Origin of the sequence: Hydrogenophaga sp., assembly GCF_030373245.1 — a bacterium.
GTDB lineage: Bacteria > Pseudomonadota > Gammaproteobacteria > Burkholderiales > Burkholderiaceae_C > Hydrogenophaga.
Window position 1 is genome coordinate 91,343 of sequence record NZ_JAUCZF010000002.1, and the last position, 22,198, is coordinate 113,540.

18 protein-coding genes are annotated in these 22,198 nt (G+C 63.1%); 11 read left to right on the forward strand and 7 right to left on the reverse strand.

What is annotated here, in order from left to right:
• Nucleotides 1–21 precede the first annotated feature (21 nt).
• From QUV25_RS05830 to QUV25_RS05845, 4 genes are all read left to right on the forward strand, one after another.
• On the forward strand, nt 22–1,593 hold the full coding sequence (locus QUV25_RS05830; protein ID WP_300862284.1) for an ABC transporter substrate-binding protein: 1,572 nt from the start codon (nt 22–24) through the stop codon (nt 1,591–1,593).
• A gap of 152 nt (nt 1,594–1,745) precedes the next feature.
• A complete protein-coding gene (locus QUV25_RS05835; RefSeq protein WP_300863059.1) occupies nt 1,746–2,654 on the forward strand; it encodes an ABC transporter permease in 909 nt (302 codons plus the stop codon).
• A 121-nt stretch (nt 2,655–2,775) separates the two neighbouring features.
• Complete coding sequence (locus tag QUV25_RS05840) at nt 2,776–3,765, forward strand: ABC transporter ATP-binding protein (RefSeq protein WP_300862285.1); 990 nt, start codon at nt 2,776–2,778, stop codon at nt 3,763–3,765.
• Nucleotides 3,762–4,925 (forward strand): dipeptide ABC transporter ATP-binding protein, encoded by a 1,164-nt coding sequence (locus tag QUV25_RS05845; protein ID WP_300862286.1) that lies wholly within the window; start codon nt 3,762–3,764, stop codon nt 4,923–4,925. The genes QUV25_RS05840 and QUV25_RS05845 overlap by 4 nt, the downstream gene beginning before the upstream one ends.
• Before the next feature lie 276 nt (nt 4,926–5,201).
• Here the strand turns inward: QUV25_RS05845 and QUV25_RS05850 are convergent, their stop codons facing one another.
• The gene (locus QUV25_RS05850) at nt 5,202–6,050 is read right to left on the reverse strand and encodes an SIS domain-containing protein (protein ID WP_300862287.1); all 849 of its coding nucleotides are present in this window, start codon (nt 6,048–6,050) and stop codon (nt 5,202–5,204) included.
• A gap of 67 nt (nt 6,051–6,117) precedes the next feature.
• Here QUV25_RS05850 and tal point away from each other — a divergent pair, with 67 nt between their 5' ends.
• Complete coding sequence (gene tal / locus QUV25_RS05855) at nt 6,118–7,059, forward strand: transaldolase (RefSeq protein ID WP_300862288.1); 942 nt, start codon at nt 6,118–6,120, stop codon at nt 7,057–7,059.
• 190 nt (nt 7,060–7,249) lie between these two features.
• On the opposite strand, the gene groL is transcribed toward tal, so the two are convergent.
• The 5 genes from groL to metK all read right to left on the reverse strand — a co-directional run bounded on the left by groL (nt 7,250) and on the right by metK (nt 13,768).
• Entirely contained in the window at nt 7,250–8,899 is a 1,650-nt protein-coding gene (gene groL, locus QUV25_RS05860) for a chaperonin GroEL (protein ID WP_300862289.1), read from the reverse strand.
• Nucleotides 8,900–8,946: 47 nt separating this feature from the next.
• Nucleotides 8,947–9,237 (reverse strand): co-chaperone GroES, encoded by a 291-nt coding sequence (locus QUV25_RS05865; protein ID WP_300862290.1) that lies wholly within the window; start codon nt 9,235–9,237, stop codon nt 8,947–8,949.
• A 226-nt stretch (nt 9,238–9,463) separates the two neighbouring features.
• Nucleotides 9,464–10,267 carry an SDR family oxidoreductase gene (locus QUV25_RS05870; RefSeq protein ID WP_300862291.1) on the reverse strand — a complete coding sequence of 268 codons (804 nt, stop codon included), beginning with the start codon at nt 10,265–10,267 and terminating at the stop codon, nt 9,464–9,466.
• A gap of 48 nt (nt 10,268–10,315) precedes the next feature.
• Nucleotides 10,316–12,391 (reverse strand): PAS domain S-box protein, encoded by a 2,076-nt coding sequence (locus QUV25_RS05875; protein WP_300862292.1) that lies wholly within the window; start codon nt 12,389–12,391, stop codon nt 10,316–10,318.
• A 192-nt stretch (nt 12,392–12,583) separates the two neighbouring features.
• Nucleotides 12,584–13,768 (reverse strand): methionine adenosyltransferase, encoded by a 1,185-nt coding sequence (gene metK, locus QUV25_RS05880; RefSeq protein ID WP_300862293.1) that lies wholly within the window; start codon nt 13,766–13,768, stop codon nt 12,584–12,586.
• Nucleotides 13,769–13,983: 215 nt separating this feature from the next.
• On the opposite strand from metK, the gene QUV25_RS05885 reads away from it, so the two are divergent.
• Together QUV25_RS05885 and QUV25_RS05890 are read left to right on the forward strand one after the other, a co-directional pair.
• Nucleotides 13,984–14,838 carry a lysophospholipid acyltransferase family protein gene (locus QUV25_RS05885; protein WP_300863061.1) on the forward strand — a complete coding sequence of 285 codons (855 nt, stop codon included), beginning with the start codon at nt 13,984–13,986 and terminating at the stop codon, nt 14,836–14,838.
• A gap of 39 nt (nt 14,839–14,877) precedes the next feature.
• Nucleotides 14,878–15,801, forward strand: coding sequence for a lipid A biosynthesis acyltransferase (locus tag QUV25_RS05890; RefSeq protein WP_300862295.1), 924 nt, complete (start codon nt 14,878–14,880; stop codon nt 15,799–15,801).
• A 132-nt stretch (nt 15,802–15,933) separates the two neighbouring features.
• On the opposite strand, the gene yihA is transcribed toward QUV25_RS05890, so the two are convergent.
• Nucleotides 15,934–16,677: a ribosome biogenesis GTP-binding protein YihA/YsxC gene (gene yihA / locus QUV25_RS05895; RefSeq protein WP_300862297.1), complete on the reverse strand. Its 744-nt coding sequence runs from the start codon at nt 16,675–16,677 to the stop codon at nt 15,934–15,936.
• A 111-nt stretch (nt 16,678–16,788) separates the two neighbouring features.
• Here yihA and QUV25_RS05900 point away from each other — a divergent pair, with 111 nt between their 5' ends.
• The 4 genes from QUV25_RS05900 to msrP all read left to right on the forward strand — a co-directional run bounded on the left by QUV25_RS05900 (nt 16,789) and on the right by msrP (nt 22,180).
• Nucleotides 16,789–17,403, forward strand: coding sequence for a c-type cytochrome (locus tag QUV25_RS05900; protein ID WP_300862300.1), 615 nt, complete (start codon nt 16,789–16,791; stop codon nt 17,401–17,403).
• Nucleotides 17,404–17,589: 186 nt separating this feature from the next.
• Nucleotides 17,590–19,731 carry a cytochrome c biogenesis protein ResB gene (locus QUV25_RS05905; protein WP_300862302.1) on the forward strand — a complete coding sequence of 714 codons (2,142 nt, stop codon included), beginning with the start codon at nt 17,590–17,592 and terminating at the stop codon, nt 19,729–19,731.
• The gene (ccsB, locus tag QUV25_RS05910; RefSeq protein ID WP_300862303.1) at nt 19,728–21,089 is read left to right on the forward strand and encodes a c-type cytochrome biogenesis protein CcsB; all 1,362 of its coding nucleotides are present in this window, start codon (nt 19,728–19,730) and stop codon (nt 21,087–21,089) included. Before QUV25_RS05905 ends, ccsB begins: the two co-directional genes overlap by 4 nt.
• Before the next feature lie 86 nt (nt 21,090–21,175).
• Complete coding sequence (gene msrP / locus QUV25_RS05915; RefSeq protein WP_300862305.1) at nt 21,176–22,180, forward strand: protein-methionine-sulfoxide reductase catalytic subunit MsrP; 1,005 nt, start codon at nt 21,176–21,178, stop codon at nt 22,178–22,180.
• Nucleotides 22,181–22,198: the final 18 nt, after the last annotated feature.

Genomic DNA, 22,198 nt, shown 5'->3' on the forward strand with positions numbered 1-22,198 from the left:
CATTTCTATCAGGAGCGAACCATGAAATTTCAACATGCATTGACCACCTCATTGGTGCTCGCCACGATGTCGGGCGCGGCGCTTGCGCAAACCGTGCGCATCGGCAATCAGGGCGACGCCTTGTCGATGGATCCGCATTCGCTCAACGAGACCACGCAGCTCAGCGTGACCGGCAACGTCTACGAACCGCTGGTAGGACGAGACAAGAATCTGGCGCTGACGCCGGCGCTGGCCACGGCCTGGAAACAGGTGTCGCCGAACGTGTGGCGTTTTGAGCTTCGCAAAGGCGTGAAATTCCACGACGGCACCCCCTTCACTGCCGATGACGTGGTGTTCAGCTTTGCGCGCGGCTCGGGCGAGGGGTCTGATATGCGCAGCTACACCAACGACATCAAGGAAGTGCGCAAAGTCGACAGCCACACGGTGGACTTCGAGACCAAAGCGCCGTTTCCCATCTTGCCCGACGTGTTCTCCTTCTTCTACATCATGAGCAAGGACTGGTCTGAGAAAAACGGCGCGACCAGGCCGGTCGATCGCCGCAAAGGCGTTGAAAACACCGCTTCGTTCAAGGCCAATGGCACCGGTCCCTTCCGCCTGCGCGAGCGCCAGCCCAACGTCAAGACCACCTTTGTGCGCAATGGCGCCTACTGGGGCAAGATCGAAGGCAATGTGATCAACGTCGAGTACACGCCGATCGGCAACGACGCCACCCGCGTGGCCGCGCTGCTCTCGGGCCAGGTGGACGTGATCGAACCGGTGCCGCTGCAGGACGTCGCACGCATCACCGCCAGCGGCAAGGCGCGCGTGCTGCAAGGCCCCGAGCTGCGCACCATCTTCCTGGGCATGGACCAGAAGCGCGACGAGCTGCTGTACTCCAACGTCAAGGGCAAGAACCCGTTCAAGGACAAGCGAGTTCGCCAGGCCTTCTACCAGGCGATCGACATCGTAGGCATCCAGAAGACGGTGATGCGAGGTGCCTCTCGTCCCACCGCCCTCATGGTGGGCCCGGGCATCAACGGTTTTGACGAGACCATGGACAAGCGCCTGCCCTACGACCCGGATGCAGCCAAGAAGCTGCTGGCCGACGCGGGCTACCCCAACGGCTTCGAAGTCAGCATGAACTGCCCGAACGACCGCTATGTCAACGACAGCAACATCTGCCAGGCGGTGGCTGCGAATCTGGCGCGTGTCGGTGTGAAGATCAACCTGCAAGCCGAGACCAAGGGCACCTACTTCCCCAAGATTCTGAAGCGCGACACCAGCTTCTACCTGCTGGGCTGGACCCCGAGCACCTACGACTCGCACAACCCGCTCAACGCGCTCATGCGCTGCGTGGACGACAAGGGCGCTGGCCAGTTCAACCTGGGCGCTTACTGCAATCCCAAGGTCGATGAACTCACGCTGCAGATCCAGTCGGAGACCGACAAGGCCAAGCGCAACGCGATGATCAAGCAAGCGTTCACGATCCATGCCGACGACATCGGGCATCTGCCGCTGCACCAGCAGGCGCTGGCATGGGGCGTGGCGAACAACGTGCAACTGGTGCAGCTCGCCGACAACGTGATGCCGTTCCGGTTCATGTCGGTGAAATGAATCCCCTGCGCTGCCTTCGGCATCGACCCCCAGGGGGCAATGCCGGAGGCTCGGCGCAGGCGGTTCTGCGGCATCCTGGGCGGCAATACGTCGCGCTGCTCGCGGGTCGAGCGGCTGATGGTTTCTTTTCGGTTTTTTGAGGCATTGATTTGATCGCTGCTACCCGCCGCTGGCTCGATGGTGACATCGGGCACAGCTTTCGCAATTCGCCCACCGCCATCGTCGCGGCTCTGATCGCGTTTGTGTGCATCTTCTGCGCGGTGTTCGCGCCCTGGGTGGCACCGCACAACCCGTTTGACCTCGCCACGCTGGAGTTGTCGAACGCGCGACTGCCTCCCGCCTGGAGCGAAGGCGGCAGCCGCGCCTTCTTGCTGGGTACTGATGACCAGGGGCGAGATATTTTGTCGGCGCTGATGTACGGCGCACGGATCTCGCTGGCGGTAGGCATCGCTTCAGTGGTGCTGTCGGTCGTGATCGGTGTGGGTTTTGGATTGGCCGCCGGTTTCCTGGGTGGCTGGGTCGACAGTGTGCTGATGCGCCTGTGCGACGTGATGCTGTCTTTTCCCGCCATTCTGGTGGCGCTGCTGATTGCCGGCGTGGGTCGCGCCTTGTTCCCGAACGCGCATGAGGCGCTGGCCTTTGGTGTGCTGATCGTCTCTATCACGCTCACCGGCTGGGTGCAGTACGCGCGCACCGTGCGCGGCTCCACGCTGGTGGAGCGCAACAAAGAATACGTGCAGGCCGCGCGCGTGACCGGTGTGGCGCCGCTGCGCATCATGCGCGGCCATGTGCTGCCCAATGTGATGGGTCCGGTGCTGGTGCTGGCGACCATCCAGGTGGCCACCGCCATCATCACCGAAGCCACCTTGTCGTTTCTGGGCGTAGGCGCGCCACCCACCTCGCCCTCACTGGGCACGCTGATCCGTGTGGGCAACGACTACCTGTTTTCCGGCGAGTGGTGGATCACCATCTTCCCTGGCCTGATGCTGGTGCTGATTGCGCTGTCGGTCAATCTGCTGGGCGACTGGCTGCGCGACGCACTGAATCCAAGGCTTCGATGACCCCACTGCGCCGCTTCGCGTCTTCCCTTCAAGGAGACTGCACCTGTGGTCGGGCGAAGCGGGTTCCTCGTTGCGTGCTGACCAAGGCACGTTCTCCGCACGGGTACACCGTGAATTGCACATGAGCCTGCTTGAAGTCAACAACCTCGTCGTCGAGTTCCCGCACCGGCGGGGCACGCTGCGTGCACTGGACGATATTTCGTTCGCGATCGCGCCCGGTGAAATTCTGGGTGTGGTTGGCGAATCGGGTGCTGGAAAATCCCTCACTGGTGCGTCCATCATCGGTCTGCTGGAGCCACCCGGCCGCGTAGCCTCTGGCCAGATCCTGCTGCACGGCGAGCGCATCGACAACCTGCCTTATGAAGAGATGCGCAAGGTGCGTGGTCGCAAGATCGGCGCCATTTTTCAGGACCCTCTGACCTCGCTGAATCCTCTCTACTCGGTCGGTCGGCAGCTGATCGAAACCATCACCACGCACTTGCCGGTGAACCAGGCTGAGGCACGCCAGCGGGCGATCCAGTTGCTCAGAGACACGGGCATTCCGGCGGCCGAGCAACGGATCGACCACTATCCGCATCAGTTCTCTGGTGGCATGCGCCAGCGTGTGGTGATCGCGCTGGCCCTTGCCGCAGAGCCGCAGCTCATCGTGGCCGACGAGCCGACCACTGCGCTCGACGTGTCCATTCAGGCGCAGATCATCACGTTGCTCAAGACCATCTGCAAGGAGCGTGGAGCGGCGGTGATGCTGATCACGCACGACATGGGCGTGATCGCCGAAACCTGCGATCGGGTGGCGGTGATGTACGCCGGGCGCATTGCGGAAGTCGGCCCGGTGCACGAGGTGATCAACCACCCGGCGCACCCTTATACCGCCGGGCTCATGGCCTGTATTCCCGACATGACTGTGGACCGAGAGCGCTTGCATCAGATCGATGGCGCCATGCCGCGGCTGAACGCGATTCCGACCGGATGTGCCTACAACCCGCGCTGCGATCGCGTGATTGACCGCTGTCACCGTGAACGGCCCGACCTGCTGGACGCCGGCGCGACGCGCGCCGCCTGCTGGCTGCATGCGGATCAGACAGCCGTGGTGCAGGAGGTGGCTCCATGAAGTCGATCCAGAAAGCCATGGAACGCCATGCTGGCCAAAGTCGGCTGGCCGATGGTGAGTCCAGCGGCGTTGTGGCCGAAGAACGGTCCGAATCAGCGCCGGAAGAGGGTGCAGCCAGCGACCTGCAGGCAACCGATTCGGCGCCTTCGGTGGTGTCTGATTTCGAGGCAGCGCCCCTGGTGCGCGCCACCGACCTCGCCAAGACCTTTGACGTGTCAGCGCCCTGGCTCAACCGCGTGCTGGAGCGCCAGCCGAGACAGCTGCTGCGAGCGGTCGATGGCGTGTCGTTCGACATTGCGCGTGGGCAAACGCTGGCGCTGGTCGGAGAATCGGGTTGTGGCAAGAGCACGGTGGCGCGTTTGCTGGTGGGTTTGTACGAGCCCACGCGCGGTGGCTTCGAGTTCGACGGGCAGGATGCGCACGCCGCGTTCAAGACGCCCCAGGGCCGCCAGCTGCGCCGCCGCATCCAGATGATCTTCCAGGATCCTTATGCCAGCTTGAACCCGCGCTGGATCGTTGAAGACATCATTGCCGAGCCGTTGCGGGAGCACGCGATCGAGACTGATCCCGAGGCGCTGCATGAGCGGGTGGATGATCTGCTGCGTTCGGTCGGCCTGTCGCCGCAAGACAGGGTGAAGTACCCGCACCAGTTCTCCGGCGGGCAACGTCAGCGCATTTCCATCGCGCGCGCGCTGGCCACCCAGCCCGAGTTCCTGGTGTGCGACGAGCCCACCTCGGCGCTGGATGTGAGCGTTCAGGCGCAGGTGCTCAACATCATGAAGGACCTGCAGCGCGAGCGCGGACTGACCTACCTGTTCATCAGCCACAACCTGGCGGTGGTGCGCCACGTGAGTGACCAGGTGGGCGTGATGTACCTTGGTCGGCTGGTGGAGCTGGCGCCCAAGCACACGTTGTTCGACAGCCCGCGCCACCCCTACACGCGCATGCTGCTCGATGCCATTCCCAAGATGCACGATACCGGCCGCGCTCGCACGCCGGTCAGTGGCGAAGTGCCCAATCCGCTCAACCCGCCCGAAGGCTGCGCTTTCAACCCGCGCTGTCCACACGCCAACGACCGCTGCCGGAACGAGCGGCCGGTGCTGCAAAGCTTTGGCGGTGTTCGCGTGGCATGTCATGCGGTGCAGGAAGGGCGCATCTGACGCCCTGAGAGTTGGGCGCTAGTGCCCAAAATGGGGGCTTCCCTCCGCGAATGTCCCCCGGCTTGCTGCGCGAGCTTCCTCCTTTGCTTCGCTGCGGGAAGCACCCATTGTCCTGAGGTGCGTTCGAGTGCGAGGTGAAAAAACAGATTCGGCGCGCGTGTCCGAAAGTCCAGGAGGCCGTGGAACCGGGTTTGCCGGGCCACAGGCATCGTCCCCCATCCGGGGGGAAGCCGCGTCAGCGGCGCAGGGGGAATGCCTGGCTCTGAGCGCGCACGGCTACGCGTACCTCTTGCTCCGGAGATTGTTTTTCATCTCCTTGAGCAGTGGTTGCAGCTTTGTGCCACCGATGCGGAGCGCCAGGCAAGTGGCCACCACGTCGATCACCATGAGGTGCATCAGACGCGAGGTCATGGGGCTGTAGCGGTCGTAGCCTTCGGGGTGGTCGGCGGCGAGGTGGATGTGGGCGGCCTGTGCCAAGGGCGAGCCGCTGGTCGTGATGCAGATCACTGTGGCGCCGTGTTTGCGAGCGATGTCGGCCGCGTCCATCAGGTCGCGGGTGCGGCCCGAGTTGGACACGATCACCAGGCAGTCACCCGGGCTCAGCAGCGAAGCGCCCATCACCTGCATGTGACCGTCGCTGTAGGCGATGGCGTTGATGCCCAGGCGAAAAAACTTGTGCTGTGCGTCCTGCGCCACGATGCCCGAGTTGCCGGCTCCATAAAACTCGATGCGCCCGCGGTTTTTGTAGGTGGCGTACAGGGCGTCGACCGCCTTTTCCACCGCGTGCGCTGAGGCGTCGTTGCGGTATTTCAGAAAGGCCGCCACCGTGTTGTCGATCACCTTCACCAGCACGTCGCCCACCTTGTCGTCGGCGTCGACGCTGCGGTGGATGAAGGGCACACCTTCGCTGACCGTGCCGGCCAGCTTGAGTTTGAAGTCGGACAGACCGTCGTAACCCATGCTGCGGCAGAAGCGCACCACGGTGGGCTTGCTCACATGGGCGCGCAACGCGAGTTCGGTCACCGGCAGGCTGGCAAAAGTGCGCGGGTCGAGCAACACCAGTTTGCCCACACGCTGTTCAGCAGGTGCTAGCGACGGGAGGGAGGCTTTGATTCGGTCGAGCATGGCAAATGGTAACTTGGTTACAGACATTCCCCGATTCGGTGAAACCCGGGGCACCGATAATCGAGGCATGAACCAGCTTGAAGCCCTCAAACAATTCACCACGGTCGTGGCCGACACCGGCGACTTCAACCAGATCGCTGCTTACACGCCGCAGGACGCGACCACCAACCCGTCGCTCATCCTGAAAGCGGTGCAGAAGCCCGAATACGCTCACTTGCTGCACGAGGTGGTGGCGCGCCACGGCGCCGAAGGTCTGGACGAGACCATGAACCGCCTGCTGGTGCGCTTCGGTGGCGAAATCCTCAAGATCATTCCGGGTCGAGTCTCGACCGAGGTGGATGCCCGGTTGAGCTTTGACACCGAAGCCACGGTGAGCCGCGCGCGGCGCATCATTGATCTCTACCAGGGCGAGGGTGTGCATGTAGACCGTGTGCTGATCAAGATCGCCTCCACCTGGGAAGGCATCCAGGCGGCCGAGCGGCTGGAGCGCGACGGCATCCACACCAACCTCACCTTGCTCTTCTCTTTTTCCCAGGCGGTGGCCTGCGGGCAGGCCAAGGTGCAACTGATTTCGCCGTTTGTGGGCCGTATTTACGACTGGTACAAAAAGAATGCTGGCGCCACATGGGACGAGGCCGCCATGGCGGGCGCCAATGACCCGGGTGTGAAGTCGGTGCGCGCCATCTACAACTTCTACAAAAAACACGGTATCGCCACCGAAGTGATGGGCGCAAGCTTTCGCAATCTGGGCCAGATCACGGCGCTGGCTGGCTGCGACCTGCTCACCATCAGCCCCGACCTGTTGTCCCAGCTGGCCGCCAGCGACGCCCCGCTGACCCGGGCGCTCGGCGCCGATGCGACCAAAGCCATGGACATCCCTTTCGTCCAGTACGACGAAGCCGCGTTCCGCTTCGCCCTGAACGAAGACGCGATGGCCACCGAGAAGCTGGCCGAAGGCATCCGCGCCTTCGTGGCCGACACGATCAAGCTGGAAGCCATGATGAAGTGAGCGCTTTCCGGCGCTCCCAAGAAAAAACCCCGCGAAGCGATTCGCGGGGTTTTTTCTTGGTGTCTTGTCGGCAAGCAGTGATGCATTCCGACGCAGCATGAGACGCCAGGCCAAGGCGCGAGGGCGTAGACAGTGGCAGCGCCACGGCAAGCCCTTGCAACGCCGGCATGGCGTCTCAGGCAATTAGCAATTACATGCCCATGCCGCCCATGTCGCCCATGCCACCCATGCCGCCACCCATGCCACCGGCAGGTGCGTCGTCCTTCGGGGACTCGGCGACCATGCACTCGGTGGTCAGCATCAGACTGGAAACCGAAGCAGCGTTCTGCAGCGCGGTGCGGGTCACTTTCGTGGGGTCCAGAATGCCCATCTCGATCATGTCGCCATAGGTGTCGTTGGCGGCGTTGAAGCCGTGGTTGCCCTTGCCTGCCAGGATGGCGTTGACCACCACCGACGGCTCGCCACCGGCGTTGGCCACGATTTCGCGCAGGGGCGCTTCAACCGCTTTCATCACCAGCTTGATGCCGGCGTCTTGATCGGCGTTGTCACCCTTGATGGTGCCAGCGGCTTGGCGTGCGCGCAGCAGGGCCACGCCACCACCGGCCACAATGCCTTCTTCCACCGCAGCGCGCGTGGCGTGCAGGGCGTCTTCCACGCGGGCTTTCTTCTCCTTCATCTCGACTTCGGTGGCAGCGCCGACCTTGATCACGGCCACACCGCCGGCCAGCTTAGCCACGCGCTCTTGCAGCTTCTCACGGTCGTAGTCGCTGGTGGCTTCTTCGATCTGCACGCGGATTTGCTTCACGCGGGCTTCGATGTCGGCCGATGCACCGGCACCGTCGATGATGGTGGTGTTTTCCTTGCCCACTTCGATGCTCTTGGCAGAGCCCAGGTCGGCCAGGGTCACCTTTTCCAGCGTCAGGCCCACCTCTTCGGCGATGACCTTGCCCCCCGTCAGGATGGCGATGTCTTCCAGCATGGCCTTGCGGCGGTCGCCGAAGCCAGGGGCCTTCACAGCCACCACTTTCAGGATGCCGCGGATGGTGTTGACCACCAGGGTCGCCAGGGCTTCGCCTTCGACGTCTTCGGCAATGATCAGCAGCGGACGGCCAGCCTTGGCCACCTGCTCCAGCACGGGCAGGAGGTCACGGATGTTGGAGACCTTTTTGTCGTACAGCAGCACGAATGGGTTGTCCAGCAGGGCGGCCTGCTTCTCGGGGTTGTTGATGAAGTACGGGCTGAGGTAGCCACGGTCGAACTGCATGCCCTCGACCACGTCGAGCTCGGACTCCAGCGACTTGCCGTCTTCCACAGTGATCACGCCTTCTTTGCCCACTTTGTCCATGGCGTCGGCGATGATCTTGCCGATGGTCTCGTCGCTGTTGGCCGAGATGGAGCCGACTTGCGCGATTTCCTTGGAGGTGGTGGTGGCCTTGGAAGCCTTCTTCAGCTCCTCAACCAGCGCCGTCACGGCCTTGTCGATACCGCGCTTGAGGTCCATCGGGTTCATGCCGGCGGCCACGTACTTCATGCCTTCGCGCACGATGGCCTGAGCCAGCACGGTGGCGGTGGTGGTGCCGTCGCCAGCGATGTCAGAGGTCTTGGAAGCGACTTCCTTGACCATCTGCGCACCCATGTTCTGAAGCTTGTCTTTCAGCTCGATTTCCTTGGCCACGGACACACCGTCCTTGGTCACGGTGGGGGCGCCGAACGAGCGCTCCAGCACCACATTGCGGCCCTTGGGGCCCAGGGTGACTTTGACCGCGTTGGCCAGGATGTTCACACCCTCGACCATGCGTGCGCGGGCTTCGCCGCCGAAAATGACGTCTTTTGCTGCCATGTTGATTTCTCCGGATTCAGTAAATGGGGGATGGACGGGGCGACGGCTTACTTCTCAACGACCGCAAACAGGTCGTCTTCTTTCATGACCAGCAGTTCGTTGCCGTCGACCTTGACGGTCTGACCGCTGTACTTGCCGAACAAAACGCGGTCGCCGACCTTGACGTTCATGGTGGCGAGCTCGCCTTTGTCGTTTTTCTTGCCGGGACCAACGGCCATGATTTCACCCTGGTCAGGCTTTTCAGCGGCCGCGTCGGGAATGACAATGCCAGAGGCGGTTTTGGTTTCGCTGTCAATGCGCTTGACGATCACGCGATCGGCGAGAGGACGAAGGTTCATTGCATCTCCTGAAATAGAACGGTTGGTATGGACTCACATCGGTTCACCGCACCCGAACGGGGTGCCTGAGACCGTTGATCGACTTGGAGGGGTGGTGTTAGCACTCCTCTCCAGCGAGTGCTAATGATAAGGGCGGGATGGGGCCTTTTCAAGACCGGAGGGTCTTTTTTGCGGCAACAGACTTTCTCCCGGGCCGCGGAAAGGCCGCCAAGCGGCTGCGCCAGGGTCAGAAATGCGCCAGGTAGCCGCCGTCTACCACGATCACCTGCCCGGTGATGTAACTGCCCGCCTGGCTGGCCAGGAAAACAGCGGCACCGGACACTTCTTCGGGTTTCCCCCAGCGGCCCAGGGAGCTGCGCTGTTGTAGCCAGGCCAGCGTCTGCGGGTCTTGCACCAAGCTGGCATTGGCCTCAGTGGCGAAATAACCGGGGGCAATGGCGTTGACGGTGATGCCGTGCGGGCCGAGCTCGGCGGCCAGCGCCCGGGTCATGGCTTCCAGGCCACCTTTGGCCGTGGTGTATGCGGCATCACCGGCGCGCGCAATCGGGCCGGCGATGGAGGTGATGTTGATGATGCGGCCGCTGCCCTGTGCGCGCATGGTGGTTGCGACCTCGCGGCTCAGCTGCCAGGCCGACACGAGGTTGCTCTCCAGCAGGTCCCGCAAGGCCTTCGCAGGCAGCTCGGTCAGCGCCTGGCGACGGCGCTGGCCGACGTTGTTGACCAGCACATCGAGCCGACCATCGGACGCCAGCACCCGGTCTATGGCGCTGCGTGCGGCGGTTTCATCGGTCACATCAAAGGGCAAGGCGTGCCCGCTCCCGCCTGCGGCCTGGCCGGCGGCGTTCACCCGGGCTACCGCGCCGAGCAGCGACTGCGGGTCACGGCCATTGATCCACACCTTGGCCCCATGAGCGGCCAGACCGCAGGCCATGGCCAGACCCAGCCCGCGGCTGGCCCCCGTGAGCAGGGCTGTCTGGCCGCGCAGGGAGAAAAGGGCGTCGAACGGGGTGTCGGGAGCGGCAGCGGTCACGCGTGGATTATGGCCGCGCGAGGCGGCCGCCCGCTTCCAGGACCAGGCTCAGAGCGATAGCTCGGCCATGGCGGAGCGAGGGAAGTCCAGCTCAGGTTCCAGGCCCTCGAAGGGCAGGGTGAAGAAGAAGGTGCAGCCTTCGTCGATCGATGTTTCGGCCCATATCCGGCCGTTGTGGCGTTCGATGATGCGCTGGGCCAGGGCCAGGCCAGTGCCGGTGCCTTCAAAATCCATCGAGTGGTGCTGTCGCTGAAACATCACGAACAGGTTGTGTGCCTTGGCCAGGTCAAAGCCGACGCCGTTGTCACGCACATAAAAGGTTCGGCCGCCCACCGGGTTGACTTTCCAGCCCACCTCGATGCGCGCGTGTTCACGCGGTCGGGTGTACTTCACCGAATTGCCCAGCAGGTTGCTCCAGGCCTGGGCGAGCAGCATCGCGTCGCCGCGAACCACGGGCAGGTCGTCCTCAATCACCCATTCGATGGAGCGCTCGGGGTTTTCCTGCTTGAGATGAGCCATGACGCTTTCGAGCAGCGGCGCCAGGGGCACTGGCTGAGCTTCCACCGCCACCCGGCCCAGACGCGCGTATTCGAGCAAACCTTCGATCATGTGACTCATGCGCTTGCTCGACTTGGCGATGCTGCTGAGGTACTGCATCGCCAGTTTGTCGGTGGTGTCGCCCATGTGTTCGATCAGCAGGCTCACAAAGCTGGCGATGTGGCGCAGCGGCGCGCGCAGGTCGTGCGACACCATGTGCGAGAACACATCGAGGTCTTTGTTGGCGGCCACCAGTTGCTGCGTGCGTTCGGCCACGCGCTTTTCAAGCTCGCGATTGAGGTCGTTCATCACGTCCTCCAGGCTTTTGGCCGCCGTCATGTCGCGGGTGATCGCAGACAGACCTTGAAGCTCGCCGGCTTCGTTGCGCAGAGCAGTCAGCACGGTGTGGGCCCAGAAGCGCGAGCCATCGTCGCGCAGTCGCCAGCCACGCGTTTCCCACTGGCCATGAGCCTGGGCCAAGCGCATCACCTGGCTCGCATCGACCTCGTCCTCGCCGCCGTTGCCGGTGGCCAGCAGCTCGGTGTACGACTTGCCCAGCATTTGCGAACGGCTGTGGCCATGCAGGCGCTGGGCACTCTCGGTCCAGTCGGAGACAACGCCCTGGGCGTCGACGAAGTAGATGCAGTAGTCCTGGATCGCGTCGACCATCAGGCGGTATCGCTGCTCGCTCTGGAACAGCTCGGCATTGCGTTCGCGCACGCGCTCCTCCAGATCGCGGTTGGCCTCCAGCACAAACTCTTCGGTGCGCTTGCGGTCGGTGATGTCGTGCAGCTCGATGAAAATGCCCTCGACCACGTTCTTTTGCACATCGGGGATGTAGTGGATTTCATGGAAGCTGCGGGTACCGTCGGCGGCAACGTGTTCGGCTTCAAATTTCTTGGAGACACCGTTGAGCGCCTCGGCCACATGAGGCAGGATCTCTGGCAGCTCGGCTGCTGCCACCGTCTGACTCAGGTGCAGACCCACCATCTCGCCGGCCAGTCGGCCCTGGCTCATGGCATGGGCGGTGTTGGCAAACTGGCAGATCAGGTCTTTGTCGTAGTAGGCAAGCTGCACCGGAATGCGGTCGGTGATGGACTGCAGGAATCCATCGTGTGCAGCCAGCCGCTCTTCCACAGCGCGACGCGCGCCGATGTCTTGCACCATGGTGTTGCAGTAAAGAAAGTTGCCGGCTGCGTCCCACACCGGCGTGGAGCTGAGCAGGGCGTGCAGGGGAGTGCCATCGCGCCGCCGAATGGTCAGCTCCAGTGCCGTGCTCTGACCTTGGTCACTGAGCTCTGCCATTCGTGCGCGGATGGCAGGGTGCCACTCGGCATCAACAAAACTGAGCACCTGCGGCTGACCCGAAAGGTCGACCTTGGAGAATCCAAGCCAGCCCCTGAGGGTCTGGTTGATGTTGACCACTCGCAGATCGGCGTCGATGGACAGGTAGCCGCAGGGCGCCTGCTCGTACAGGGACTCGGCGCGAGCCAGCGCTTGCTCCAGCGCCTGGATGCGTTCGGCGGCCGAAGGCATTGCATCGTTGGTGGGCGATGCGCTCGGGTCCAGGCAATCGTTGGTTGGCATGTTCAGGGCTCCAGATCGGTAGATGGTCTGCGGACCAAGGTCGTGCAGGTCTTATCGGAAGCGCAGGGGAAAAATTCAGGATTTGTTGCCCCGCAACGGGTTCGCGTGTGACACAGGCAACAAAAAGCCCCTGGCGAAGACCAGGGGCTTGTTCGGTGTGATTGCCTTTGACTTACCCGGCGAGGGCGGATGTCATTTCAGGCCGGCCGCCGCACGCAAGACAGAGGCTTTGTCTGTTCTTTCCCAGGTGAATTCGGGTTCTTCGCGGCCGAAGTGGCCGTAGGCGGCGGTTTTCTCGTAGATCGGGCGCAGCAGATCCAGCATCTGAACAATGCCCTTGGGGCGCAGATCGAAGTGTTCGTTGACCAGGGCGGCGATCTTGTCGTCCGGGATCACGCCGGTGCCTTCGGTGTAGACAGTGATGTTCATCGGACGGGCGACGCCGATGGCGTAGGCCACCTGCACCTGACACTGGCGGGCCAGGCCGGCGGCGACCACGTTTTTGGCCACATAGCGTGCCGCGTAGGCGGCCGAGCGGTCGACCTTGCTCGGGTCCTTGCCGCTGAAGGCACCGCCGCCGTGGGGGCAGGCACCGCCGTAGGTGTCCACGATGATCTTGCGCCCGGTCAGGCCGCAGTCGCCCTGCGGACCGCCAATCACGAAGCGCCCGGTCGGGTTGATCAGGTACTTGGTGTCCTTCAGCCATTCGTTGGGGAGCACCGGCTTGATGATCTCTTCGATAACCGCCTCGATGAAGCTGGCCTTCATCTTGGTGGCGGTTTCGCTCTGGTCCGGGCTGTGTTGAGTGGACAGCACCACGGTGTCGATACTGTGTGGCTTGCCGTCCACATAGCGCATGGTGACCTGGCTCTTGGCGTCCGGGCGCAGGAAAGGCAGGCGGCCGTCTTTGCGCAGTTGGGCCTGGCGCTCCACCAGTCGGTGCGCGTAATAGATCGGCGCGGGCATGAGCTCGGGCGTTTCGTCGCAGGCGTAGCCGAACATCAGGCCCTGATCGCCAGCGCCGATGTTGAGGTGATCGTCGGACGCGTGGTCCACGCCCTGTGCGATGTCGTTGCTCTGCTTGTCGTAGCAGACCATGACCGCACAGCCTTTGTAGTCGATGCCGTACTCGGTGTTGTCGTAGCCGATACGCTGGATGGTGTCGCGCGTGACCTGGATGTAGTCGACGTGGGCGTTGGTGGTGATCTCGCCCGCGAGCACGACCAGACCGGTGTTGGTCAGGGTCTCGGCGGCCACGCGGCTGCGCGGGTCCTGTTTGAAGATGGCGTCCAGGATGGCATCGGAAATCTGATCGGCCACCTTGTCGGGATGGCCTTCAGAGACGGATTCGGACGTGAAGAGAAAGTCGTTCGCCATGTAGATAAACTCCGGTTAGGTTGATCGGCGTTGCCGGCCTGTCGGAGTTCGGCGAACGCTTTAGCGGAATTTATGAATCGCCCCGCAATTAGTTCAGTAACTCGGCGATAGGGCGATTTTAGAGCAATTTGAATCGACCTTTGTCCATGGCCGGTTGCGCCCCTGGCCGATCCGCTGTGACCTCCCCTCTCGATGGACGTCTCCTGAACACCGTGTTGCGCAGTCTGTTTGTTGCCGTGAGTCACTTCCCCCTGCCGGTGCTGCATGGCATGGGCTGGTGCCTGGGCTGGGCCAGTTTTTTGTTGTCGCCGCGCTACCGGCGCCGACTGTTTGCCCACGCAGCACAGGCCGGCGTTTCGCGCCGCGTTGCGCTGTCGTCGGTGGGAGAGTCGGGCAAGCTGGTGGCCGAATTGCCACGGTTGTGGCTGGGCCGGCCTGTGCGGGTGGGCTGGGAGGGTGCGGCCTGCATCGAGGCCGCTCAGGCGCACGGCTCGGGTGTGCTGTTTCTGACGCCGCACCTGGGCTGCTTTGAGATCACCGCACAGGCCTACGCCCAGCGGTTTGGCGCTGCGCAACCGGTCACGGTGTTGTACCGGCCAGCGCGCCAGGCATGGCTGAGCGAGCTCATGGTCACTGCGCGCGACCGACCTGGCCTGCACACCGCGGCCACCACACTGGCCGGCGTGAAGCAGCTGATCAAGGCGCTGAAGTCAGGTCAGGCGGTCGGTCTGCTGCCTGACCAGGTGCCGCCGCAGGGGCAGGGTGTGTGGGCGCCCTTTTTTGGCCGCGATGCCTACACCATGACGCTGTCGGCCCGACTTGCCCAAACGGCCGGTGCGCAACTGGTGCTGATCTGGGGGGAGCGTCTGAGCTGGGGGCGTGGCTACCTGGTGCACGTGCGGACCTTCGATGCGGCACACGAACGCCCGCTATCGGCCGACCCCCAGGCAGCGGCTCGCCAGATCAACGAGGCCATGGAGCGGCTGGTGCGAGAATGCCCGCGGCAGTACCTGTGGTCGTACGACCGCTACAAGGCACCGAAAGCGCCACCTGCGCTGCCCGGGACCTGAGAGACACTTGCCAGTTGCCATCTGTAGCGCCCATCCGACTTGACGCCCGACGCTTCCTCCCCCTCTTCACCGAACAAGCCCGCGCGCTGGAGCAACCGCCTGGGGCTGGGTTGCATGCGGGCGCTTGCCAACTTGCCGCTGCCCTGGGTGCGTGGCCTGGGGTGGTTGCTGGGGCAGGTCTTGCATCTGGTGGCGGCGCGGCGGCGACGCATCGCCCGCACCAACTGGGCACTGTGCTTTCCGCACACCACCCAGCGCCAGACCCGCCAGGCGGTCCGGCGCCACTTTGTGTATTTCGCCCAGGCCTGGCTGGACCGCAGCTGGCTGTGGGAGGGCGAGCCGGAGCGGGTCCGGCGCCGCATCACCCTGAGTGGTGACGTCCAAGCCCTGGCAGGGCAGACGCCGACGGTGTTGTTCGCGCCGCATTTTGTGGGCATGGACGCTGGCTGGACTGGACTCACAGCCCATCTGGAGCGCCGATGCTGTGGTATCTACGCCGCTCAGCTCAACCCCGATGTGGACCGCTGGATGGCCCACGGCCGTCAGCGCTTTGGCAACCCGCACATTGTGGCCCGGCGCCAGGGCCTCAAGCCGCTGGTGGCGGCCTTGCGGGCTGGAGAACCCTTGTACCTGCTGCCCGACATGGACTACGGAGCACGCGACTCGGTGTTCGTGCCGTTTTTTGGTGTGCCGGCCGCCACCATCACCTCACTCTCGCGCTTCGCCAGGCTGGCCGACGCACTTGTGGTTCCGATCGTCACCCGACTCACCCCGTCGGGCTACGAGGTCATGGTCATGCCGCCTTGGCAGGACTACCCGACGCGCGACGCCACCGCCGACACGGCCGAGATGAACCGCCGGCTGGAGGCCTTCATCGCCACCATGCCCGAGCAGTACTACTGGGTGCACAAAAGGTTCAAGAACCGTCCGCCGGGCGAGCCCGGGGTGTACGGCCGGGACTGAGTCCGGCGGGTTTCGGGCCCGTTTGCAGTCAGAAAACTGGTGTGAACCGGCCCTGGTCACGGCCGGCATCCAGCGCCCAGATGGGCGCTCACTTCACCGCGTTCGAAATCAGAAAAACAGGATGAAAAGGCCTTAGTCCAACGCTGGCGGTTCGGCCTCTTCCTCGCTCACGCCATCTTCATGTGCCCAGCCCCACAGCAGCGTGGCCACCTCGTCCAGGCCCTGCTTCTTGAGTGCCGAAAAAAGGCGTGCCTCGCCGCCTCCGCATTGCAGCCGCGCAATCGACAAAGCCTTGTTGGCTTCTGTGCGGGTGAGCTTGTCGGCCTTGGTGAGCAGGATCAGGAACTTCATCCCCTGCTCCACCCGCGGGCGGATCACCTCCAGAAGGATCTCGTCGAGCTCGGTCAGGCCCAGGCGCGGATCGCACAGCAGCACCACCGCCTTGAGATTTTTGCGAGTGATCAGGTAATTGCCCATCACCCGCTGCCAGCGCAGCTTGGCCTCACGCGGAACCGCAGCGTAGCCGTAGCCCGGCAGGTCGGCCAGCACGGCGTCGTGTACGCCCTGCTTGCCGAGCGAAAACAGGTTGATGCTCTGGGTACGGCCAGGCGTTTTGGACGCAAAAGCAAGTCGTTTTTGCTGGGTGAGCGTGTTGATGCAGGTGGATTTGCCCGCATTGGATCGGCCCACGAAGGCGATCTCCGGCAGATCCAAGGCCGGCAAGTGCTCCAGCTGCGGTGCGGTGGTGAGGAAGCGGGCAGTGTGCAGCCAGCCGTGCGCGATTTTGGCCTCGGGGTTCACCGCCAGTGGCTTTGCCGCAGGTCCCCCGCGGGTCGGCTTCTGGGCAGGGCGGGCGGGGGCGGAGGTTTGCGTCATAGTCGGTTATCCCGGGAAAGCCGGGTCTGCCATTGTAAAATTGAATGTCTGCGGCAAAGAGTGCCGCATTTTTGTGCAATCCGATTCCGCCACGATCCAAGCCAGCCCGTCATGAAATTGTCCGCCTCGCTTTTTTGCGCCGCTGCCTTTGCAGCCCTGTCCTTCAGTGCTCACGCGCAGACGATCAAGCCCGACCTGAACAAAGGCGCGGCCCTGTTCGGCGGTGTCTGCATCGCCTGTCACGGGGCAGACGGCAACTCCGCTGCGCCGGTCAACCCCAAGCTGGCGCAACAGCATCCGGAGTACCTGGTCAAGCAGCTGCAGGAGTACAAATCTGGCAAGCGCGACAACGCCATCATGAAGGGCTTTGCCTCGGCGCTGTCGGATGAAGACATGACCAACATCGCCTACTGGCTCGCCAGCCAGAAGGGCACGCCAGGGTTTGCCCAGAACAAGGAGACCGTGCGTCTGGGCGAGCGCATCTACCGCGGCGGCATTCCCGACCGCCAGATCGCCGCCTGCGCCGCCTGCCACAGCCCCAACGGCGCCGGCCTGCCCGCGCAGTACCCGCGCCTGTCTGGTCAGCACGCCGAATACACCGCCACCCAGCTCCAGGCGTTTCGCAGCGGTGCGCGCGCCAACAATGCGGCCATGACCGGCGTAGCGTCCAAAATGAACGACAAAGAGATTGCCGCTGTATCCGACTTCATCGCTGGCTTGCGTTGAAGACGGAGGACGGCAGGCGAAAAAGTCGTTGCAGCCAGATAATATAAGGCGACGATAATATTTAAGGGCACAATCGGGGCGGCGCGGGCAGTTTGAACCACCGGCTCTGATCCCCATCCCATCAGGGCGAGTTCTGGAGTCTCCAGGGTCGCCCTTTTTCATTGCAGCCATCAGCGTTTCGCATTCATGACCGTTTCCACCCAAGGCGTGCAAGTCAACATCGGCTCGCGCGCGCTCAGCGCGCTGGTCGAGTTGCTGTCGTCCATGCGGTTTGCAATTTCCCTGCTGACGGTGATCTGCATCGCCTCGGTGATTGGCACCGTGATCAAGCAGCATGAACCGTTCGGCAACTATGTGAACCAGTTTGGCCCATTCTGGGCCGATGTGTTTGCCAGCGCTCACCTGTATTCGGTCTACAGCGCCTGGTGGTTTCTGCTGATCCTGGCGTTTCTGGTCACCAGCACCAGCTTGTGCATCGCCCGCAACACACCCAAAATCTTTGCCGACTTCAAGACCTTCAAGGAAAACGTCCGCGAGCAAAGCCTCAAGGCGTTTCCCAATCGGGCCGAGCAGCTGCTCGGTGAAAGCGCCGAAGTTGCTGCCAACCGAATCGGCCAGACCTTGCTGGGTGCGGGCTGGAAGGTGAAGTTGCAGTCCCGTGCATCTGCGGATGGCACTGGCTGGATGGTGGCTGCGAAAAAGGGCACAGCCAACAAAATCGGCTACCTCGCTGCGCACAGCGCCATCGTGTTGGTCTGCATCGGGGGGCTGCTTGATGGTGATCTCATGGTGCGCGGGCAGACCTGGTTCAACGGCAAGACGCCGTTCACCGGCGGTGGACTGATTGCCGATGTGCCGGCGCAGCACCGGCTTTCCCCCAGCAACCCGACGTTTCGCGGCAACCTGCTGGTGACCGAGGGCACGACCGCAGGAACAGCCATCCTGGCTCAGCCGGAAGGCGTGCTGCTGCAGGACCTGCCGTTTTCGGTCGAACTCAAAAAATTCGTTGTCGAGTATTACGAGACCGGTATGCCTAAGCTGTTCGCCAGCGACATCGTGATCCATGATCACGAGACTGGTGAAAAGAAAGAAGCGCGGGTCGAGGTGAACCATCCAGCCAGTCACCGCGGCATCAACATCTACCAGTCGAGCTTTGATGACGGTGGATCCAAGGTCACCTTGCAGGCCCTGCCACTGAACAGCCCGACCAAACCCTTTGAGGTCATCGGCACCATCGGCAGCACGGCTCCCCTGAGCAACGGAAGCGAGCAGCTCACACTGGAGTTCACTGGCCTGCGGGTGATCAACGTCGAGAATTTCTCTGGAACCGACCTGGGTTCGGGCACCGATGTGCGCAAGGTCGACTTGCGCACTGCCATCGAGAGCCGTCTGGGCTCGGGCCATAAGACCGTGACCGAAAAGGTGCTGCGCAACGTCGGTCCCAGCATCACTTACAAACTGCGCGACAGCGCGGGTCAGGCGGTGGAGTACCACAACTACATGCTGCCGGTGGAGATCGACGGTGCGCGCGTCTACCTGCTGGGCCTGCGCGAGACGCCCGCCGAGCCGATCCGTTACTTGCGTGTGCCGGCCGATCGCGAAGACAGTCTGCAGGACTTCGTGCGGCTGCGAGCAGCGCTGGCCGACCCGGCCCTGCGCGAGCTGGCGGTGCAACGCTATGCGGTGTCTGCTGTGGAAGGTGAGCGCGCCGAGCTGGCCGAAGCCTTGCAAGGTTCGGCCGCCCGCGCCATGGCCTTGTTTGCGGGCGCCGAGCGCATCGCGATCGCGGGCAGAGCCGACCAGCCGCCTCAGACCGCCAAGGGTGGCCTGCCTGCCGTCTCGGCGTTCCTGGAGGCAAATGTGCCAGCCGCGGAGCGCGAGCGAGCCAGCGACGTGCTGGTGCGCATCCTGAACGGCAGCCTCTTTGAGCTGATGCAAATCAGCCGCGAGCGGGCCGGCCTGGCGCCTTTGCCGCGAGACGAAGTCACGCAGACGTACATGACCAATGCCGTGCTCAGCCTCAGCGACGCCTTTTATTACCCTGCGCCCATGACCTTCCAGCTGAAAGACTTCGAGCATGTGCAGGCCAGTGTGTTCCAGGTGGCGCGTGCCCCAGGCCAGAACATCGTCTACCTGGGCTGTCTCTTGCTGATCATCGGGGTTTTTGCGATGCTCTACGTGCGTGAGCGCCGCGTATGGGTCTGGCTGGCACCGGTGGGTGAGAGCAGCTCTCAGGCCAGCATGGCGCTGTCGTCCAACCGCAAGACGATGGAAGCCGACGAAGAATTCGAGACATTGAAGCGACAACTGCTGAAGGTACAAGCATGAACACAGCCTCCGCCACCCAGACGATCGAGCTCAAGAACAACGGCTCTGAGCAAAGGCCAGGTTACTTCGCCCGCCGGGACGTGTGGGACTGGCTGTTTGCCGTCCTGCTGATCGCGGGTGCCGTCTGGGCGTTTGTGCAGTACGGCAGCTCGATGGACTTCTACGAAGAAGCCATCTTGGTTGGCACGGTGCCCAGCCTGATCTGGCTGGGCTGGTTCTGGCGACCGCTGCGTCTGTTGACGGTGGTCGTGGCGGCCTTGTCGCTGCTGGCCATCTGGCTCTACCAGACGCCCGCGAGCGGTGCCGATCTGGCGCGTGCCGATCAGGTATTTTTGCTGAAGTACTTCATCTCCAGTCAGTCGGCAATTCTGTGGATGAGCGTGCTGTTCTTCATGAGCACGGTGTTTTACTGGGCGGGCATGCTGACTCGCGCGGGCGATGCCTTCGAGGCGCTCGGCTCCCGGCTGGCCTGGGTGGCGGTGGCCCTGGCCCTGGTGGGGACCATGGTGCGCTGGTACGAGAGTCATCAGATCGGCCCCGATATCGGGCACATCCCAGTGAGCAACCTTTATGAGGTGTTCGTGCTGTTTTGCTGGATGACCACCGCTTTTTACCTGTATTACGAAGACCAGTACAAGACTCGCTCCATGGGCGCGTTCAGCATGCTGGTGGTGAGCGCTGCGGTGGGTTTCCTGCTTTGGTACACCGTGGTCCGTGAAGCCCATGCGATCCAGCCACTGGTGCCCGCGCTGAAGAGCTGGTGGATGAAGATTCATGTGCCGGCGAACTTCGTGGGTTACGGCACATTCGCCATCGCAGCAATGTTGGCCTTTGCCTACCTGATCAAACAGAGTGCCACCGAGACCCGCTGGTACAAGCTTGCGCCCTTGTGGATCCTGGGTCTGGTGCTGTGTCTGGAGCCAATCGTGTTCCGCCAGGCAGCGGCCGAAAAGGGCGGCAGTTACTGGTTTGTCTACTTTGGCGTCTCGTTGCTGATCGTGGGTTCCATCATGTTCGGTCGGCGTCGGATCGCCGAACGTCTGCCCAGCTTCGAGGTGCTGGACGACGTGATGTACAAGGCGATTGCAGTCGGTTTTGCCTTCTTCACCATCGCCACCGTGCTAGGCGCCTTGTGGGCGGCTGATGCCTGGGGTGGCTACTGGAGCTGGGATCCGAAGGAAACCTGGGCCTTGATCGTCTGGCTGAACTACGCGGCCTGGCTGCACATGCGCCTGATGAAAGGCCTGCGGGGCACGGTGGCTGCCTGGTGGGCGCTGGTGGGCCTGGCCATCACGACCTTTGCCTTCCTCGGCGTGAACATGTTCCTCTCTGGGCTGCACAGCTACGGTGAACTGTGATCCGATGGCCCGCGAGGCCTGCTGATATCGGAACTTTGTAAGAATGGAGCGCTTCTGACGACCCACCGGTCTGATAGGAGCGCCTCATGATTGTTCGCACCGCCTCCAAAGGCTTCATCCACACCACGCCCAGCGAGATCACCTCGCAATCCGCCTACCAAAGCCGGCGCGAGTGGATGCAACGCTTGGCCTTGGGCGCAGGCGGGGCGACGCTGGCCGCCTGGGCCGGTCGCGATGCGCTGGCTCAGGCCGCCACCGCTCGCCCAGGCAAGCTTGCGGCGTTGAGCAGCGCGCGATCCACCGTACCCGGTGCATCGACCCCCGAGGCCCTGACGCGCTACGAGCACGCCTCCACTTACAACAATTTTTATGAGTTCGGGACCGACAAGGCCGCACCGGCGGTGAACGCCAAATCATTGCCGACACGGCCCTGGACGGTGGCCGTCGAAGGCCTGGTGAGCAAGCCACGCAGCTTCGACATCGATGCACTGCTCAAGCTGAGCGCCATGGAAGAGCGCATTTACCGGCTACGTTGCGTAGAGGGCTGGTCGATGGTGATCCCCTGGGTCGGGTTCTCGCTCGAAGCGCTGATCAAACAGGTGCAGCCGCTGGGCAGCGCAAAGTACGTGGAGTTTGTGACCTTGGCTGACCCCAAGGTCATGCCGGGGCTTCGATCCAACGTGCTCGACTGGCCCTATGTGGAGGGGCTGCGTCTGGACGAGGCCATGCATCCGCTCACGCTGCTCGCGTTTGGCATGTATGGCGAGATTCTGCCGAACCAGAACGGCGCCCCTCTGCGATTGGTGGTGCCGTGGAAGTACGGTTTCAAGAGCGGCAAGTCGCTGGTCAAGATCCGGTTCACCGACAAGGAGCCTCGCACCGCCTGGAACGTGGCAGCGCCTCAAGAGTATGGCTTTTACTCCAACGTCAATCCGGGCGTGGCGCACCCCCGCTGGAGCCAGGCGACCGAGCGGCGTATCGGTGAAGAGGGTGGCCTGCTGGCCAAGCGACGCAAGACCTTGATGTTCAATGGCTACGAACCGCAGGTCGGCCAGCTCTACGCGGGCATGGACCTGAGCAAGTTCTTCTGACGTGGCGCAGGGCAATTC